A 17,446-nucleotide genomic window follows, 5' to 3' on the forward strand; every position below is an offset into this window, starting at 1 on the left:
ACCAATTTATTGCAACCGCAGTAGGACAGCCTTAAGTCCGACAGGCTGCTAGTATTCTCCACTAAACCGTCCGCTTATGCCTATAGTAAAATTCAGGCTTAAAGCAATCGTTCAATTAAGTATATCGCCAGAATCCCCCCCGACTGATGCCCTGCATAAACAGCATGCTGGATACGGGGTGACCCTCTCCCCTCTATACTCCCTTTTAATCAATACCATTATCTAAAGAAACTTCGTTGTGGACCTATTAATACTGCATAGCTTTTTGTTCATACTTTCACTGATAGCCGTCGTTCTGGTACTCATTGGTCGTTTCAAGTTTTCGCCATTCATCGTTCTGCTTATTTGCGCCTATGCGGCAGGTTTTTTTTCAGGCATACCGATCTCTGAACTGACTCCCCTGGTATCTCATGATATGGGGAAGACATTTGGCGATGTCGCTCTCCTGATCATTTTTGGTGTATTGCTGGGCAATATTCTGGAGCAATCGGGGGGAGCCTTTCTTTTGGCAGAGAAGCTGATTTTTTCTATCGCCAATCGTTTCCCTGCGTTGGCTATGGGGATTGCCGGATACATTATTTCGATTCCTGTTTACTGTGACTCTGGATTCATCCTGCTCAACAGTATCAGGCAGTCTGTTGCCCGGAGAGTAAAGTGTAACCCGATCTCTCTCAGCGTCGCTCTTGGGGGAGGCCTGTTTGCAACCCATTCTCTGGTCCCTCCCACACCCGGCCCTGCAGCGGCAACCCTGATTTTGGGAATATCTCCCAGTCTGGTGATTCCCTGGGCGCTGGGAGTAGCTCTCTTATCCACTTTTGTAGCCATATTGTGGGGCAACTGGGTCACCCGCTGGCTGAATGAGCCAGCTTCTGATTATGAGGGCCAAATGGTTGGTACTCCCCCTCAATCAGACCTTCCCCATCACAAAAACGTCTGGGCAGCTACTATCCCTATCTTTTTACCTTTGCTACTGATGTCCCTGGCTAACTTTCAAGCAGGCAATAAAGAGCAGAGCTGGGCTACTTTCCTTTCACAACCTGCCAATGCGCTGTTTCTGGGTTTGCTGGCCAGCCTGCCATTGATTCGCCAATGCAAGAACGGGTTCACTGAGATTTTCAGTGAGAGTATTCACTCATGCGCAATGATTATTTTGATCATTACAGCCGGTGGCGCACTTGCGGGAATACTGGCTCAGACTGGACACATTGCCAGAATTGCTGAAGGGCTGCCAGAGAGTCTTGGGCTGATTTTGCCATTTCTCATAGCAGCACTGTTCAAAACCGCGCAGGGCTCTTCCACTGTAGCTTTAATCAGTGCCGCGTCGATGCTTGATCCCTTACTGCCTGGCTTGGGCCTGGACTCCGACAATGGTCGACTGTTGGCCTTTTTGTCGGCAGGATGCGGCTCCATGCTGGTTACCCATGCCAATGACAGTTATTTCTGGGTAGTGACCCAGTTTTCCGGAATCAGTCCGGCCACGGGGTTTAAGTCGTTCACCCTGGCCACGCTGCTTCAGGCTCTGTCAGGGCTGGCAACCGTTCTGGTACTGGCCAGCTTCATAAGTATCTGAGCGAAGAGACCTCAGCTTCGCTGAAGCAATTCAAACCCTCTCTCTGCTTTGCTCTTGTCTGCCGGCTTCAAATCAATGGCTTTTGCCAGTTGATCAGCAATCGTTTGAAGCGCATTTTCATCACCTGTCACCAGCTCCAGCTCCAACTCACAGATGACACTGCTTTCATCACCTGAGCAAATATGACCGTAATCCAAAGCAACCTCAACTCTGGCTGCCGGCTCAGACCACTCTACCCGCCAGCAGGTTCGCTCAAAATCGGTTGAGAAGAGCGGTATCAGGTCCTTTGAAGTCAAGGCTCCCAATGCTTCTGGCCAAACCTTTTGTAAACCCGCAATATCCAGTTCCGGGCGTTCTATTGACCACTCCCACTCTCCCCGGCGAGTCAGCCCGTTAATACTCTCGCCTCTGGTTTTCAGCGTCTGAAAAAATTGACCATTTTTCTCTCTGATACGCAAAGCAACCCGTGCCTGATTCAGTGTCAGAGAAGCCGTATCAAAGTAGGTATTGCCCAAATGAAACGTTTCAGGTGCCGAGCTGGTGAACTTTTTCCAGAAAGGTAGTGTCTTAAGGACAGGTATCTGCTCCTGTGGCAGCGACAACTTTAACTCTGTTTCAGTACTCATGGGTTAGCTGACCGACGACTTGAAAAGGTTCATTTTAACTCTAAGCAGAAAAGTTTGTTATGAGAAACGAGCGCGTGAATGGTCGAAATACTTGAGATGCAATAGGCATTACAGTATACAAATTTTAGTCAGCTCCTATAATTTTTGATCAGCTATCCTGTTCCAGTGGACAGGATAGGAAGCGAGTTCTGTAAGTCGTTCGCCATAGACGACGGGCAATATGCCCATCATAAATTCAACCCAAAAGGTCTGCGACTATGCCAACCAGCAACCTACTATCAAGTGTATTTGGCCGCTCTCCTATTGGCCCGATACAAAAACATATAGCCAAAGCGCACGAATGCGCCATACAGCTGGAACCGTTTTTCAAAGCAGCATTTGAAGGCGACTGGCAGGAAGTTGAAAGTATTCAGCAAACCATCGTAGAACTGGAGCACGAGGCTGATGTCATCAAAAAGAATGTTCGCCTCTCCCTGCCCAAAAGCCTGTTTCTGCCAGTGCCCAGAAATGATCTTCTGGAGATCGTGACAGTGCAGGATAAAGTAGCGAACAGGACCAAGGATATTGCAGGCATTGTGCTGGGCAGACAAATGATGATACCCCAGGAAATGAGAGAGGCTTTTCTTGACTACCTGAAGCGCTCCATCGCCACTTCTGCTCAGGCAGTCAGAGCCATGGATGAACTTGATGAGCTGCTTGAGACCGGCTTCAGGGGAAGGGAAGTCAGTCTGGTCGAAGAACTCATTGAAGAGCTGGACCAAATAGAAAGCGATACCGACAAACATCAGATTGAAGTCAGAAAAATTCTATTCAAACTGGAAAAAGACCTCCCACCTGTGGATGTCATTTTCCTCTACAAAATTATTGACTGGGTCGGTGACCTGGCAGATCGAGCATCAAGAGTTGGCAGTTATCTTCAATTGCTGCTTGCCCGTTAACTCTATTGACTGGAATAACATCCATGAGCATTATCGCTGAGTATGGAACGATACTGCTGGTTCTGGCCTGTCTGTTTGGTTTCTTCATGGCATGGGGCGTGGGGGCTAACGATGTCGCCAATGCCATGGGAACCTCGGTCGGTTCCCAGGCTCTGACCATCAGGCAGGCCATTATCATTGCCATCTGCCTCGAGTTTCTGGGCGCCTATCTGGCCGGAGGATCGGTTACTGATACCATCAGAAAAGGGATCATTGATCCCGACATGCCAGCACTACTGGAGAATCCACAGCTGCTGGTTTACGGCATGATGGCAGCCCTGCTGGCTGCGGGAACCTGGCTACTGGTTGCCACCCATTACGGCTGGCCGGTATCGACTACACACTCCATTGTTGGTGCCATCGTCGGCTTTGCGGCTGTCAGCATCTCGGTAGATGCCGTGAACTGGGGAAAAGTCAGCTCAATCGTTGCCAGCTGGGTTGTCTCCCCGATCATGTCTGGCTTTATTTCCTTCATGATTTTCATGAGCGTCCAGAAACTCATACTGGATACAGACAACCCTTTCCGAAATGCCAAACGTTATGTACCAATCTATATGTTTCTGGTTGGTTTTATGATGGCCATGGTGACCCTGACTAAAGGGCTCAAGCATATTGGTCTGCCTCTGGATTATCAGGAAAGCAGCCTGCTCTCGCTATTGATTGGTCTGCTGGTCATGCTGGCCGGAAAAATGGCACTTTCCAAAATCAAGGAAGATGCACAAGCCGACAAAGCTTTCCACTTTTCCAGTGTCGAGAGAGTCTTCGGCGTAATGATGATATTCACCGCCTGCTCCATGGCTTTTGCCCACGGCTCCAACGATGTCGCTAATGCGGTAGGCCCTCTGGCTGCTGTGGCCAGTATTGTTATTAGTGGCGGTGAAATCACCGGTAAAGCGGCCATGCCAAGCTGGGCACTGCTTCTGGGGGCTGGAGGTATTGTGGTGGGTCTGGCCACCTATGGATATAGAGTCATGGCGACCATAGGTACAGCAATCACTGAGCTAACCCCCAGCAGAGGTTTTGCAGCAGAACTGGCAGCAGCAACCACCGTGGTGCTGGCTTCAGGCACTGGACTACCCATTTCCACCACTCATACTCTGGTGGGTGCCGTGTTAGGTGTTGGTCTTGCCAGAGGAATTGGTGCTCTTAACTTGAGAGTGATTGGCACTATTTTTATGTCCTGGTTAATCACGCTGCCCGCCGGGGCCTTCCTTGCTATTGTCTTCTTCCATATCTTGAAATTTATTTTTGGTTAACGAGAGGGCTCTTCTGCGAGCCCTTTGCAGTATTTGAGCCCGAGGCCTAATCTCACGTACCTATCCATAAGAAGGGCTGTTATCATGCTGAAAAGGCTGTTGATTTCAGTATCAGGAGTCTGACAGTCAGATGATCTGGCATATTTGTTTTTTCTGTCCAATTTTCCAACATTTAGAATCAAGGGCCCGATGATGACTGGAATCCAGCAACCTGATCTGAAAGCAGTCCTGTCGCGGTTGATAAAGATTCCCTCTGTCAGTTCCACACAGCCTGAGCTGGATATGAGCAATATGCCAGTGATTCATGAACTGGCTGGCTGGCTCGAAAACATGGGGTTTTGCTGTGAGATCATGCCCATTCCGGAAACACCGCTGAAAGCCAATCTGATTGCCACCCTGGGTTCAGGTCCGGGTGGGCTGGTGTTGGCCGGGCACACCGATACCGTGCCATACGATGAAAATCTCTGGCAGTTCGATCCTTTCTCACTCAACGAATCCGATAACCGGTTTTATGGTCTGGGGATCTGCGACATGAAGGGATTCTTTGGTCTCGTCATGGAGGCAGTGAAAGACTATCTTAAAGCCCCCCTTAAGGCTCCCTTGATTATTCTGGCAACAGCGGACGAAGAATCCTCAATGAACGGTGCCAGAGCCCTCTCAGCTGCTGGCAAACCCAAGGGCCGTTACGCTGTAGTGGGTGAACCTACAGGCATGCAGCCTGTTTACATGCATAAAGGTATCATGATGGAACGCATCCGGATTCTCGGGCAGTCCGGTCATTCCAGCAACCCGGCACTTGGCAGGAATGCTATGGAAACAGCTCATAAAGTGATTACTGAAATCATGACGTTCCGGGAAGAACTGGCCCATAAATACAATAATCCCGGATTTGCTGTGCCTACGCCTACCATCAATCTTGGTTGCATTCATGGTGGCGACAATCCTAACAGGATCTGTGGCCACTGCGATCTGGATTTCGACGTGCGTCTCTTGCCCGGCATGGACAGCCGGGAGCTGCGAGAGACTCTGAAACAGCGTCTTCTCCCCATCGCCAGAGCCGACAATGTAAAATTTTCTCTGGCGGCTATTCACGACAGTATTGATCCATTTGAGGGCGCTGTTGACTCTCCCCTGATCAAAGCCTGCGAAAGTTTAACAGGCTATTCAGCAAAATCCGTTGCTTTCACTACGGAAGCGCCCTTCTTCAGCCGGATGGGAATGGATACAGTGGTGCTGGGGCCGGGTGATATTGATCAGGCCCACCAACCTGATGAGTACCTTTCCATGGACAGAATTCATCCAACCATTGAGCTACTGAGATCTCTGATACGACGATTCTGCCTCTGATTAACGCCAGGATGAAGATAAAAACAGTCATGAATTTGAATAAGAGCTACGTAAAATTTTTCCGGCAGAGTTCACCTTACATCCATGCCCACCATGGCAAAACATTTGTCATTACTCTGTGCGGTGAAGCTCTGGCAAGCCCTAATCTGAACAATATCATCAACGATATTGCCTTGCTGAGCAGTCTGGGCATTCGACTGGTTCTTGTCCACGGCGCGCGACCTCAGATAGAGGAACGCCTGAGTGCCAGGAACCTTGAGTCCAAATTTCATAATGAAATACGGGTTACGGATCGTCAGTGTCTTGAATGCGTCATGGATGCTGTGGGTAATCTTCGTGCACGAATTGAATCCAAGCTTTCACTCGGCCTGGTTAACTCTCCTATGCATGGGGCCAGCATTCGGGTTATCAGTGGCAATTTCGTGACTGCAAAACCTCTGGGTGTGATCGATGGACAGAATTTTCTCCACACCGGTGCGATTCGCAAAATAGATAAAGAAGCTATCCAGCAGCAACTAGACAGTGGCTACATAGTGCTTCTCTCCTGCCTCGGTCATTCACCGACAGGCGAGCTGTTCAACATGGCGGTGGAAGAAGTCGCCACCCATACGGCCATCCACCTTGAAGCCGAAAAATTGCTTTTGTACTCACAATTTGATGGCGTCCAGAACCGGCATGGTCAACAGATCAGTCGTCTTTCCCCCCAGGAAGCTGAAAAATTACTCCAGAATCTTGATGGTGAGGACAGGAGACTGCTTTCCTCAGCCATCACTGCCTGTCACGGTGGAGTGGAGCGCGCACAGCTGATCAGCTATGAACAGGACGGTTCACTGCTACTGGAGCTCTTTACCCGTAACGGCTCTGGCACAATGGTTTCGCGTGACCGTTATGAAGAAATTCGTGCTGCCAGTATTGAGGATGTGGGGGGGATTCTTGAGCTCATCAGGCCTCTGGAACAAAAAGGCATTCTCAGAAGACGTTCCAGAAAAGAGCTGGAACGCGAAATTCGGCTGTTCCGGGTCATTTCTCTGGACGGTATGATTATTGGCTGTGCGGCTATCCATTTGTTTTCGGGAGAAAAAGCTGCAGAGCTGGCCTGTCTGGTGATCCACCCTGACTACCGGGAGAAAAATCGTGGTGACCTTCTCCTGAGTGCTATAGAGGAACAGGCTGCCCAGCAGGGTATGGATACCCTGTTTGTATTGACGACTCAGACCAGCCATTGGTTTGTTGAACGAGGTTTTTCTGAATCCACCCAAAAGTCTCTGCCTGAGGAGAAGCGCAACCAATACAATGAGGAGAGACAATCCAGAATTCTGCTCAAGAAACTCTGAGGCACAAGATAAAGGTTTACGGAAGTTCTATAACAGTTAAATCGAAGTCTGGGGAGGAATAAGGTGGCTCATTTGCTGATCCCAGAACGCGGTTTTGGTCATGACACTTTCATAGTATTTACCAATAGCCCCCACCATCATTTCAGAAATAATTTGGTGATGATATTGGCGTCGGAGAATTAACACAGCCGCCTCCCGATCATCCATATGGTCAAACATGGGCGAGTTGGGGTTGACCTGGGCCAGTTGCTCCTGGAGCCTGACTTCTTTCATAACATCTTTATGGGATTCATGCAGTTTCAGAATACGATCAACAAAATCTTCCAGCTGATCTTTAGCCAGCCTTCTCATGGTGCCCATTTCTTCCCGCCCGGTTCTAGCCTCCTGACCCTGCCAATCCCAGACTACACTTTTGCCTGTCTTCTTTCCGATAATACGTTCAAATCGTTCTTTATTAATAGCCTCGTTATAACGGTTAACAAAAAGATCTGCCAGAAAGAAAAAACCAAAGATAATTAATCCATCCACCGTGGGCCTGGGCAGATAAGGTGAAATTTCCAATTTTGGCACACTTTCGGAAGCATGCCAGACCACTTTAAAGCCGTGTAGCATGGTTGATTTAATGGCTCCCTTCAACCAGACGTTCAAATAACTTCTAACGCCATTCTCAGCCAGTATCAGGGCATTTGCCACCCTGTTGGCATGAGTGTTAAAACGACTCCTTTCTTCTTCAGTGAGCTCCAGATCGGGCATTTCCTCTTTCAACACCCGCTCCAGCTCTTCCACAGCCTCTTTGGAAGAAATAGAGCCATCACTGGTTAAATCATCAGTCATTTTAGGGAAGACTTTTTGCAACCACCCCGTCTGTTTGGTCTTGAAGTGGTAAGACTTACCGATCACTCGAGGATCATTCGCCGCATCACTGAACAAGCGTTCTCTTTTCTCAGGATCCATGTTTTTGAATTTACAGTTCCACAGCTGATCCAGAACCGGCTCCCACTCTTGATCCATTCTTTCAACGTCACTGACTGCGGCTGTGTACAAACGTTTATAGAGTTTGAAAGCATCTTGCAGGTTGCGTCTGCGGTACAGGTATCGGGCTTTGCCCTCTTCCAGACGAATCACGGCTTCAAGATTGCTCTCATCTTTTTCTCTTTCCATCTCCAGTCTCAACTGAGCGTCTTTCTCCAGCGCAGAATAGGCATTGAAGATGCGGGTTAAGGTCTCATGACTGCAAATGTATCTCAGGCTTTTCAGGAACACGCGAAACTTCTTGTCATCCATCTCTGACAGAACACCCAGGTCATTCATTTCCAGCTTGTAATCAGCAGATGCTTCAGCCCTCTGTAATGCCCTAATGGCCTTGGTCATCCGAATCAGCTCAGTACCACCACTCCATGCACCGTACCAGGCAATATAGCTGAATAGAGCCGCCGCAGCGGCAATCCCTCCCGACACCAGACCTATTAGCACGGTACTAACTACTATGGCAGCGGAGTTAAGACTAAAGTACCTCTTGTTCCTGAGAAAATGACGTTTGATCCTGTCACGAGTATCCGTATTCTTGAGCTTGATACCACCACCTTTATCCACAACATTCTGAATATGAGTCCTGTCGACTTCATCCAGGTGATAACGTGTAGCTTTGGGTCTATCAAGTCCGGGAGGGGTTGCAGCAGGATTAGAAGCATCAAAACCACTGACAGGATCTCTTCCTTTTCTGGCCATTACCTGTTTGACCGGTATATGAGTCTCCGGTGCAAACCGCCAGCGCAACGCATTCTTGATTTCAAGGATGCGTTCAAAAGTGATATCCGTATCGTCAAGCAGCCCTGCATCTTGTGCCAGTTTGGCAACCGTGGCTTCGGCTGTGACAGCATCTACATTGAAGTCTTTCGCTGTGCTCTGAATTAAATCCGGTAACAGAGCCCTTTTCAAAAAGCCAACTGGCAGTGCTCGATCTTCTGCAAGGTATTTATAAGTCAGCTCGACGGTGGAAGAGGAAACGGTTTTTCTGACTTCATTGAGAACCTGTTCACTGATTTTTTCTCTGCCTCCTGACAACACCAGTTTCATTTCCTCACCTTTCTTCTCTTCACCTAGCACACACACATCGTGATATGCCATAGCACAGGCGATATGGTAGTCACGAAGGCTGCGCTGGATAGGGGAAGAGAATTCTGCGTGAGCAGCATAACGGAAAGAATCGTAAACCCTGAGAGCCTTTGCTGATGAGGAACCTCCACCAAAAAGACGCTTGATAAAACCGCCAATGCCCGAGAAAACAGAGACCATACGACCGCGCCATCGACCGTAATCAATCTGACCCAGGCTGGAAGCTTCTGACGCTGTGGCGATCTTTTTTCGCTCTGTAGCAGAGAGAGAAGAACCTCTCTGGTTCTGAATCCCTGGTGGCATGCCTCTCAATCCCTGAGAAAAAGATGTTAAACAAAAAAATGTTCGTTTTTTTGGATAAGATTATGAGAAATCAAACTTAAATTTTTGATTCGAATAAAAAAATAAGAAAACAACAATATTTAAACTATAGCTGCCTCAGGCGCTGCTGTGATTTTGTATTGCGCTCAATGCTGCCGAAGACAGTACATACAGGGCAAAGCGAGGAAAACGGAGTTACTCTTCACTAGAGGACAAGGGCCAGTTTGGCTGGCCCAAAAAGGCAAGTGTGGAGAAACCTCAGACAGGCTTGCGATCAAGCACCTGATAGCTGAACTCCAGAGCCTGTTCATCTTCTGAGACCTGATCTTCCCGGGCGGTAATATCCCACTCACTGTCATCAATTTCTGGAAAAAAAGCGTCGCCATCAAACGATCTGAAGACTTTGGTGAGATAAAGCCTTTCGGCCCTGTCCAGGGCTTGACGGTAAATTTGCTCACCACCAATCACCATAATTTCTTCATTACCATTAATCATGGCTACTTCTTCCGCCAAAGAAATGGCGTCTTCAAGACTGTGCACCACTTTAACCCCTTCATGACGCCAGTTTTTGTCACGGGTAATAACAATATTGGCTCGTCCCGGCAGAGGCTTGCGCAGTGAATCAAACGTCTTTCGTCCCATAATAATGGGCTTGCCCATGGTGACAGCCTTAAAATAACGAAGATCTCCAGGCAAGTACCAAGGCATTTTATTATTGATGCCAATGGCGTGGTTTTGGGCAACAGCGGCAATCATCGCAATTTTCATAATCTTATCGGTTACTCTTTCCCTGGGTTGTAAACGCCGACATTCTCATACCCTTCGTCACGAAGGTGCATGGCGTGCAACTGACTCATCACCCCTTTTTCGCAATACAGCAGGTAGTGCTTATCTTTGTTTAGTTCAGCAAATTTTGTCCTGAGCTGATAGAAGGGAATCGTCAGGACTTCACGGTCAGCAAGGCCGAAGGGCTTGATCTCTTCTTCATCCGGATGACGAATATCAATAACAATGTCGTTTTGTTTCGTGGTCTCAACTACCTCGACTTCTTCACGAGTCAAGTCATCGGCAATGATATCAGAAACGGAAACTTTACGACGATCGGCAACCGCTGCATCCAGAATGGAAAAATCAAAACGGGCCTCTTCCGCTGCAATTTTTTCCGGCCTGGCTCTGGTGGTTGGATTTTTTGAGATCACCGCACAGTACTCAGGAATATTTTTTACCAACTCCTCTGTACCGATCCTGACTGAGATATCAATGATGTCCTGCTTGTCCATGGCAATAAGCGGACGCAACACAAGATGGTCCGTAGCAGAATCAATAACCGCCAGATTGGTGAGTGTCTGGCTGGAAACCTGAGCGACAGCTTCTCCAGTCACTACGGCTTCAACGTACATCTCTTTTGCAACCTGGCTTGCGGCTCTCAACATCATTCGCTTGAGAATAACCCCCATTTGGGAGTTATCTACTTTGGTCAGAATCTCCTCGACGACCCCTTCAAAAGGAACCGTAACAAAGTTGACGCTATGGGAAGAGCCAAAGCGGCTCCAGAGATAGTAAGCCACTTCTTTAACTGCCAGTTCATGAGCATGACCACCCAGATTAAAGAAACAGAAATGGGTTCTGATACCTCGCTTCATGGTCAGGAAACTGGAAACCGTCGAGTCAAAACCACCCGAGATCAACGATAACACTGGCTCCATAGAACCCAGTGGGTAACCACCCAACCCATTACCACGGTTCGTGACCAGGAAATAACGATCTCCCTTGATCTCAACTTTTACGACAACGTCCGGATTCTTAAGCTTGACGCCAGCCGCTTCAGTTCGAGTATTCAGTCCACCGCCAACATATCGTTCAACATCGATGGACTGAAAATCATGTTTACCTGTGCGCTGACAGGTGACCCGGAAGGTTTTCCCGGCCAGCAGTTCACGATTGACGTGCAAAGCATTATCCAGAATGTCATCCAGATCTGTCAGCGGATACTCAACCACCTTTTGCCAGTACGCGATACCAGGAATGTGGCTCAACAGATCGGAGACCTGAGCCACCAGCTGAGGATCATCATGACTGGTTGCCAGCTCGATGAAATCCCAGGTGCCAGCCACCTCGACGTATTCATCGACCCGTTTGAGAACGTTACGAATATTCTTGCGCAGCTGCTTAATAAAACGCTTTCTCACCGGAGGCGTTTTAATCGTGATTTCAGGAAACAGCTTGATGATGAACTTCATAAAATTGTATGCCCGGCCCCCGCCATCAGAAAAGTGTCAGCACAGAAAAGCACCGCCACAAGCCACGAAGAGAACCGGTCCAGATGCCAGTTAGGAAAATAAGAAACCAATCCACCCGATTATACAGAAGACTCCCAGACACCGGTAACCCCGGCTAACGGTAGACAATCAGCTTAAACACCCCGTAAAGACCACAAGGTTATTAGTAGTCTCTGCAGATTCACGCTACACTGGGCCCCGCCTGGGAATGGTTCTATGGATAAGCAACGGGCAAGCGCACCAAACCGAGACATTAAAGAAACTACGCGCACTTTTTTTGTGCATCTATTGAATTTAATGAGGTTCTTTTCGGTGCGACTACCCACATTCGGCTTATGCTCAGGCATGGCCACGTTATAGAACGCAGAAAAATCAACCGGTTTTCGATACTGGCACAGCAATTGCTGAGACGGTGTCGGAACAGCCGCCAATGCGGCACGATACTAGTAAATGTTGGTAAACCGCCATACCGATTGACAAGGCTCAGGCCTCACGATCGACCTGCGGTGCTCAACGAGAGCTATAAGTCCTTTGGAGGAATAATAAATGTCCAAGACCCTGAACTTGATCAAGGATCACGATGTAAAATGGGTTGACCTTCGTTTTACTGATACCCGTGGTAAAGAGCAGCACGTTTCCCTGCCGGTCAGCGAAGTCGATGCCGAATTCTTCGAGCTGGGTAAAATGTTCGACGGTTCCTCCATTGCCGGCTGGAAAGGCATCAACGAATCCGACATGATCCTGATGCCTGATGACAGCAGCTCCGTCATCGATCCTTTTACTGACGAAACCACCCTGAACATTCGTTGCGATATCATCGAGCCTTCTACCATGCAGGGCTATGAGCGTGATCCACGCTCGGTTGCCAAGCGCGCTGAAGAGTACCTGAAGTCAACCGGTATTGCTGACACTGCTTTCTTTGGTCCGGAACCAGAGTTCTTCGTATTTGACGATGTTAAGTGGAATGTCGACATTTCCGGCGCTTCTTACGAAATCAACTCTGAAGAAGCGGCCTGGTCTTCACACAAGTCTTTCGAAGGTGGCAACACCGGCCACCGGCCAAAAGTTAAAGGCGGTTACTTCCCGGTTCCACCCGTCGACTCCCTGCACGACATCCGTGCTGCCATGTGCACAGCAATGGAAGCTCAGGGTTTGGGTGTTGAAGTACATCACCACGAAGTAGGTACCGCGGGCCAGTGTGAAATCGGTGTTAAATTCAACACCATGGTAGCCAAGGCTGACGAAGTTCAGATCCTGAAATATGCCGTACACAATGTTGCCCACGCATACGGAAAAACTGCGACCTTTATGCCCAAGCCTCTGGTAGGCGATAACGGCAGCGGTATGCACGTTCACATGTCCCTGAGCAAAGACGGTGAAAACCTGTTTGCTGGCGACGGCTATGCCGGTCTGAGCGAAAACGCTCTGTACTACATTGGCGGTGTTATTAAACACGCAAAAGCGATTAATGCCTTTGCCAACGCTTCCACCAACTCATACAAGCGTCTGATCCCGGGCTTTGAAGCACCTGTTATGCTGGCTTACTCCGCCCGTAATCGCTCTGCTTCCATCCGTATTCCTTACGTAAACAGCCCTAAAGCCCGCCGCGTGGAAGTTCGCTTCCCTGACCCAACGGCTAACCCATACCTGGCGTTTGCTGCCCTGCTGATGGCTGGTCTGGATGGAATCAAAAACAAGATCCACCCGGGCGACGCTGCTGACAAGGATCTCTATGACCTGCCTGCAGAAGAAGCGGCTGAGATCCCAACCGTTGCAGAAAGCTTCGAAGAAGCTCTGGCTGCTCTCGATGCCGACCGTGAGTTCCTGACTGCTGGCGGTGTATTCACCGACGACATGATCGACGCTTACATCGAACTGAAGAAAGAAGAGTGCGTACAGGTCAGCCAGACCACTCACCCAGCTGAGTTCGATCTCTACTACAGCGTGTAAGCAAGCAAGGCAGGAACGACACCTGTCATCAACACTTCAACAGCCCAAAAGCCGGAGTGTCTGTCCCCATGGACAGCACTCCGGTTGTTATTTAGACCTTTCTATTTTTCGCACCCCAAATTAGCAAGCCTTTCAGCAAACCCGAAATAAACTTCTTTCATCACCCTTTCTTCACTGAACGGATGCAAACAAGCCTGCTCTAAAGTAACCTAGGAAAATCCGGAATCAGTCGCAGACCATCATGAAAAGAATAATAGTTATCTTATTGCTGGCCCTACCCCTGCCTGGACAGACCTCTGAGATTTATAGAACAGTCGATAAGAATGGCAATGTCACATTCACTGACAGCCCTGGTGCCAATAAAAAGGCCGAACCTGTGCAGCTCACCCCCATTACCAGCATACCTCCGACCCAGACAACGGGTCATTCGACCATCAAGGTGTTGGATGACCATAAAGAAGACATTTATCCAGTCTTCACGATTACCAGGCCTGCCAATGATTCGACCGTCAGAGATAATGGCAACTTCACAGTTGAAGTCAGTCTGGAACCGAGGCTGGCCTCAGGTCATAGTCTGTCCTTGTCAATCGATGGTGTTCAGCAGGGCAAACCACAGAGAAAAACTCAGTTCAAACTAAAAAATGTCGATCGGGGTACTCACCAGTTATCAGTGGCTATTCTTGACCGAAACGGCAAGACCTTAAAAACCGCCAACAGCACTGTGCACGTACAGAGAACAGTTTTCAGACCTCCCGTACCGGTACCAGCGCCAGCCCTTTGAAGACTGTTGTCGCACTATCTTGGTGCACTCAAACAAACTGACTTATAATTCCAGTTCTCCCAATTTTTTTCAGAAGTGCAACCTGATGCAAAAAGGTCACGTACTGAAAGAGATTGGCAACAGTTGGTTCAATTCTTGCGTTATGTTTTATCAGACAACGAAATAACAACCACCACTTATCCGGGTGTCAGTCGGTGATCAATGAATTTGTACTGGAAAATCTAAACACGGCCATTATCGCTCTGGATCAAGAGCTTCGTGTCGCTTTCATGAACCATGCTGCTGAAGCACTCCTGGATATCAGCGAAAAAAGTGGCCTGCAATTGCCACCATCGCAGTCGCTTGACCATGGCTCTATGATGAAAGATCTGCAGCGTGCCCTGGAACAGAACCAGCAGTTTACCCGCAGAGAATCAGAAATCGTCATTCATGGAACCTCGGTACTGGTTGATTACACCATTACCCCCATAGAAAACCAGCACGCCTGCCTGTTAGTGGAGATTCACCCAAGAGACAGGTTGCAGCGCATCACTCGTGAAGAATCCCTGATCGCCAAACAGGAAACCTCTCGTATTCTTGCCCGTGGACTCGCCCATGAAATCAAAAATCCTCTTGGAGGTATAAGGGGCGCAGCCCAGCTGCTGGACAAACAACTGGATGACAAAGAACTCAGCGAGTTCACACAGATCATTATTGAGGAAGCGGACAGGCTCAGAGATCTCGTTGACCAGATGCTCGGCCCCATCAAGCCTCCCAGTATGAACAGTTTGAATATTCATGAAGTGCTGGAAAGGGTTATCCAGTTAATACATGCAGAGACCGGCGGCCAGCTGTCTGTTGCCAAAGATTATGATCCCAGTATTCCTGATCTTCCTGCAGACAGAGAGCGGTTGATTCAAGCTATCCTCAACCTGGTGCGAAACGCCATGCAGGCCATAGAGCAACATATGCCTCTGAGTGATGGTCAAATAACCATTCAAAGCCGTATATCCAGACAGTTCACAATTGGCAATCAACGCCGGAAGCTTGTTTGTCATCTGTCCATCATTGACAATGGTCCCGGCATTCCCGAACACCTTAAGGAAAATATTTTTTATCCCATGATCAGCGGCAGAGCGGAAGGAACCGGCCTGGGGCTACCAATGGCTCAGTACATTATCAGCCAGCATCAGGGGTTAATTGAATGTGACAGTAAACCGGGGCAGACCTGCTTTCACGTCTATCTCCCGCTAACGGTGAATGAGCCTACATCCCAACCTTCTTACCTCAGGCAGTCTTGAGCGGATAAACAACAGGAGTAATTAATGAGTACGGATTCTAAAGTCTGGATTATTGATGATGATCGTTCTATCCGCTGGGTGCTGGAAAAAGCACTGGCCGGAGAACAGATCGAAGCCGATGTCTTTGATTCTGCCGATAAGGCTCTGCGGGAGCTGCAATACTCTCAGCCTGAAGCTATTATCAGTGATGTCAGAATGCCTGGTACCAATGGGCTGGAATTTCTCAAGGAAGTTCACGAAACTTACCCGGACCTGCCTGTCATCATTATGACTGCCCATTCTGATCTTGAAAGTGCTGTCTCTTCCTATCAGGGTGGCGCTTTTGAATACCTTCCCAAACCCTTTGATATAGACGACGCCGTTTCGTTGGCCAAACGCGCCATTGAGCACAGTTGTCAGAAAAAGACAGAACAGGTGATCGAGGCGGTTGATAACGGCACTGAGATTATCGGTGAAGCACCCGCCATGCAGGAAGTCTTCCGTGCCATTGGCAGGTTATCGCAATCGAATATTACCGTACTCATCAATGGTGAATCCGGTACAGGTAAAGAACTGGTTGCCCACGCACTGCACAAGCATAGCCCCAGAGCCAGCAATCCTTTTATTGCCCTCAATATGGCAGCCATACCCAGAGATTTGATTGAATCAGAACTCTTTGGTCATGAAAAAGGGGCGTTTACTGGTGCCGGAGCCATGCGCAAGGGACGCTTTGAACAGTCCCAGAATGGCACACTGTTTCTTGATGAAATAGGGGACATGCCCGCAGAAACACAAACCCGATTGCTTCGGGTACTTGCAGATGGTGAGTTCTATCGAGTGGGTGGCCATACCCCGGTTAAAGTCGATGTCCGTATTATTGCAGCCACTCACCAGAATCTCGAAAAGCTGGTTGAGGAAGGCACATTTCGTGAGGACTTATTCCATCGACTCAATGTTATTCGGATTCACCTGCCGAGACTGAGAGAGCGTTCAGAAGATATCCCTGTTCTGGCCAGACATTTTCTGGACAGGGCCGCCAAGGAGCTGAACGTTGAACCCAAAGTACTGACCCAGGAAACGGCGAAATTTATTGCCAGTCTGGAATGGCCCGGCAATGTCAGACAGCTGGAGAACACTTGTCGTTGGTTGACGGTAATGGCTTCAGGCCGGGAAGTACTGATCTCTGACCTTCCACCTGAACTGTTAAGCCAGCCCGACAGTGGCCCAGTGACGCTCCAGCCAGGCAACTGGGAGCAACAGCTTCGTCTCTGGGCAGACAGAGAACTTGCGGCCGGTCACAGCAGCATTCTGGACAAAGCGATCCCCGCTTTTGAAAAGATCATGATTGAATCAGCTCTGCAACATACGGGAGGTCGAAAAAGAGATGCTTCCGAGCTCTTAGGCTGGGGAAGAAACACCCTGACCCGTAAAATGAAAGAGCTGAAAATGTCTGACAAAGCTTTGACAGAATAACGTTTGTGACAACCAGGGAGAGCCGTTTCTGACGTTATTCTCCCTCTGAGCACATCAACACGCCCGAATATCTTGCTCTGCCACCCGTTAAACTGTCCTGCCAATCAAGTTTCTGAGAATTTCTATACTCGACTTAAGTAACACCAGACAGGAAGTAG

At 48.8% G+C, this 17,446-nt stretch carries 13 protein-coding genes; 9 read left to right on the plus strand and 4 right to left on the minus strand.

Features of this window, described 5'->3' with window-relative positions; translation table 11 throughout:
- The first annotated feature begins 265 nt into the window (after positions 1-265).
- Positions 266-1,570: a GntP family permease gene (locus tag KDK19_RS19415; protein ID WP_257275013.1), complete on the plus strand. Its 1,305-nt coding sequence runs from the start codon at positions 266-268 to the stop codon at positions 1,568-1,570.
- Positions 1,571-1,581: 11 nt separating this feature from the next.
- Here KDK19_RS19415 and KDK19_RS19420 read toward each other — a convergent pair whose 3' ends face one another.
- Entirely contained in the window at positions 1,582-2,196 is a 615-nt protein-coding gene (locus KDK19_RS19420) for an inorganic triphosphatase (protein WP_257252488.1), read from the minus strand.
- Positions 2,197-2,453: 257 nt separating this feature from the next.
- Here KDK19_RS19420 and KDK19_RS19425 point away from each other — a divergent pair, with 257 nt between their 5' ends.
- From KDK19_RS19425 to argA, 4 genes are all read left to right on the plus strand, one after another.
- Positions 2,454-3,134 (plus strand): TIGR00153 family protein, encoded by a 681-nt coding sequence (locus KDK19_RS19425; RefSeq protein ID WP_257275011.1) that lies wholly within the window; start codon positions 2,454-2,456, stop codon positions 3,132-3,134.
- Positions 3,135-3,157: 23 nt separating this feature from the next.
- Positions 3,158-4,429 carry an inorganic phosphate transporter gene (locus KDK19_RS19430; protein ID WP_257275010.1) on the plus strand — a complete coding sequence of 424 codons (1,272 nt, stop codon included), beginning with the start codon at positions 3,158-3,160 and terminating at the stop codon, positions 4,427-4,429.
- A 189-nt stretch (positions 4,430-4,618) separates the two neighbouring features.
- The gene (argE, locus tag KDK19_RS19435) at positions 4,619-5,776 is read left to right on the plus strand and encodes an acetylornithine deacetylase (RefSeq protein ID WP_306670729.1); all 1,158 of its coding nucleotides are present in this window, start codon (positions 4,619-4,621) and stop codon (positions 5,774-5,776) included.
- 29 nt (positions 5,777-5,805) lie between these two features.
- Positions 5,806-7,110 carry an amino-acid N-acetyltransferase gene (gene argA / locus KDK19_RS19440; protein WP_257275009.1) on the plus strand — a complete coding sequence of 435 codons (1,305 nt, stop codon included), beginning with the start codon at positions 5,806-5,808 and terminating at the stop codon, positions 7,108-7,110.
- Positions 7,111-7,146: 36 nt separating this feature from the next.
- Here the strand turns inward: argA and KDK19_RS19445 are convergent, their stop codons facing one another.
- The 3 genes from KDK19_RS19445 to thiI all read right to left on the minus strand — a co-directional run bounded on the left by KDK19_RS19445 (position 7,147) and on the right by thiI (position 11,786).
- Positions 7,147-9,528: a hypothetical protein gene (locus KDK19_RS19445; protein ID WP_257275008.1), complete on the minus strand. Its 2,382-nt coding sequence runs from the start codon at positions 9,526-9,528 to the stop codon at positions 7,147-7,149.
- Between the two features lie 276 nt (positions 9,529-9,804).
- On the minus strand, positions 9,805-10,314 hold the full coding sequence (locus tag KDK19_RS19450) for a dihydrofolate reductase (protein WP_257292669.1): 510 nt from the start codon (positions 10,312-10,314) through the stop codon (positions 9,805-9,807).
- A gap of 11 nt (positions 10,315-10,325) precedes the next feature.
- Entirely contained in the window at positions 10,326-11,786 is a 1,461-nt protein-coding gene (gene thiI / locus KDK19_RS19455; RefSeq protein WP_257275006.1) for a tRNA uracil 4-sulfurtransferase ThiI, read from the minus strand.
- Between the two features lie 585 nt (positions 11,787-12,371).
- Between thiI and glnA the strand changes: the two genes are divergently transcribed.
- The 4 genes from glnA (at position 12,372) to glnG (ending at position 17,288) form a co-directional block, all read left to right on the plus strand.
- On the plus strand, positions 12,372-13,775 hold the full coding sequence (glnA, locus tag KDK19_RS19460) for a glutamate--ammonia ligase (RefSeq protein ID WP_257275005.1): 1,404 nt from the start codon (positions 12,372-12,374) through the stop codon (positions 13,773-13,775).
- Positions 13,776-14,016: 241 nt separating this feature from the next.
- Positions 14,017-14,556, plus strand: a complete 540-nt coding sequence (locus KDK19_RS19465) for a DUF4124 domain-containing protein (RefSeq protein ID WP_257275004.1) — start codon at positions 14,017-14,019, stop codon at positions 14,554-14,556.
- A 194-nt stretch (positions 14,557-14,750) separates the two neighbouring features.
- Entirely contained in the window at positions 14,751-15,836 is a 1,086-nt protein-coding gene (gene glnL, locus KDK19_RS19470) for a nitrogen regulation protein NR(II) (protein ID WP_368736479.1), read from the plus strand.
- Between the two features lie 24 nt (positions 15,837-15,860).
- A complete protein-coding gene (gene glnG / locus KDK19_RS19475) occupies positions 15,861-17,288 on the plus strand; it encodes a nitrogen regulation protein NR(I) (RefSeq protein ID WP_257275003.1) in 1,428 nt (475 codons plus the stop codon).
- Positions 17,289-17,446: the final 158 nt, after the last annotated feature.

The organism is Endozoicomonas sp. ONNA1, assembly GCF_024606325.1.
Classification (GTDB): Bacteria; Pseudomonadota; Gammaproteobacteria; order Pseudomonadales; family Endozoicomonadaceae; genus Endozoicomonas_A.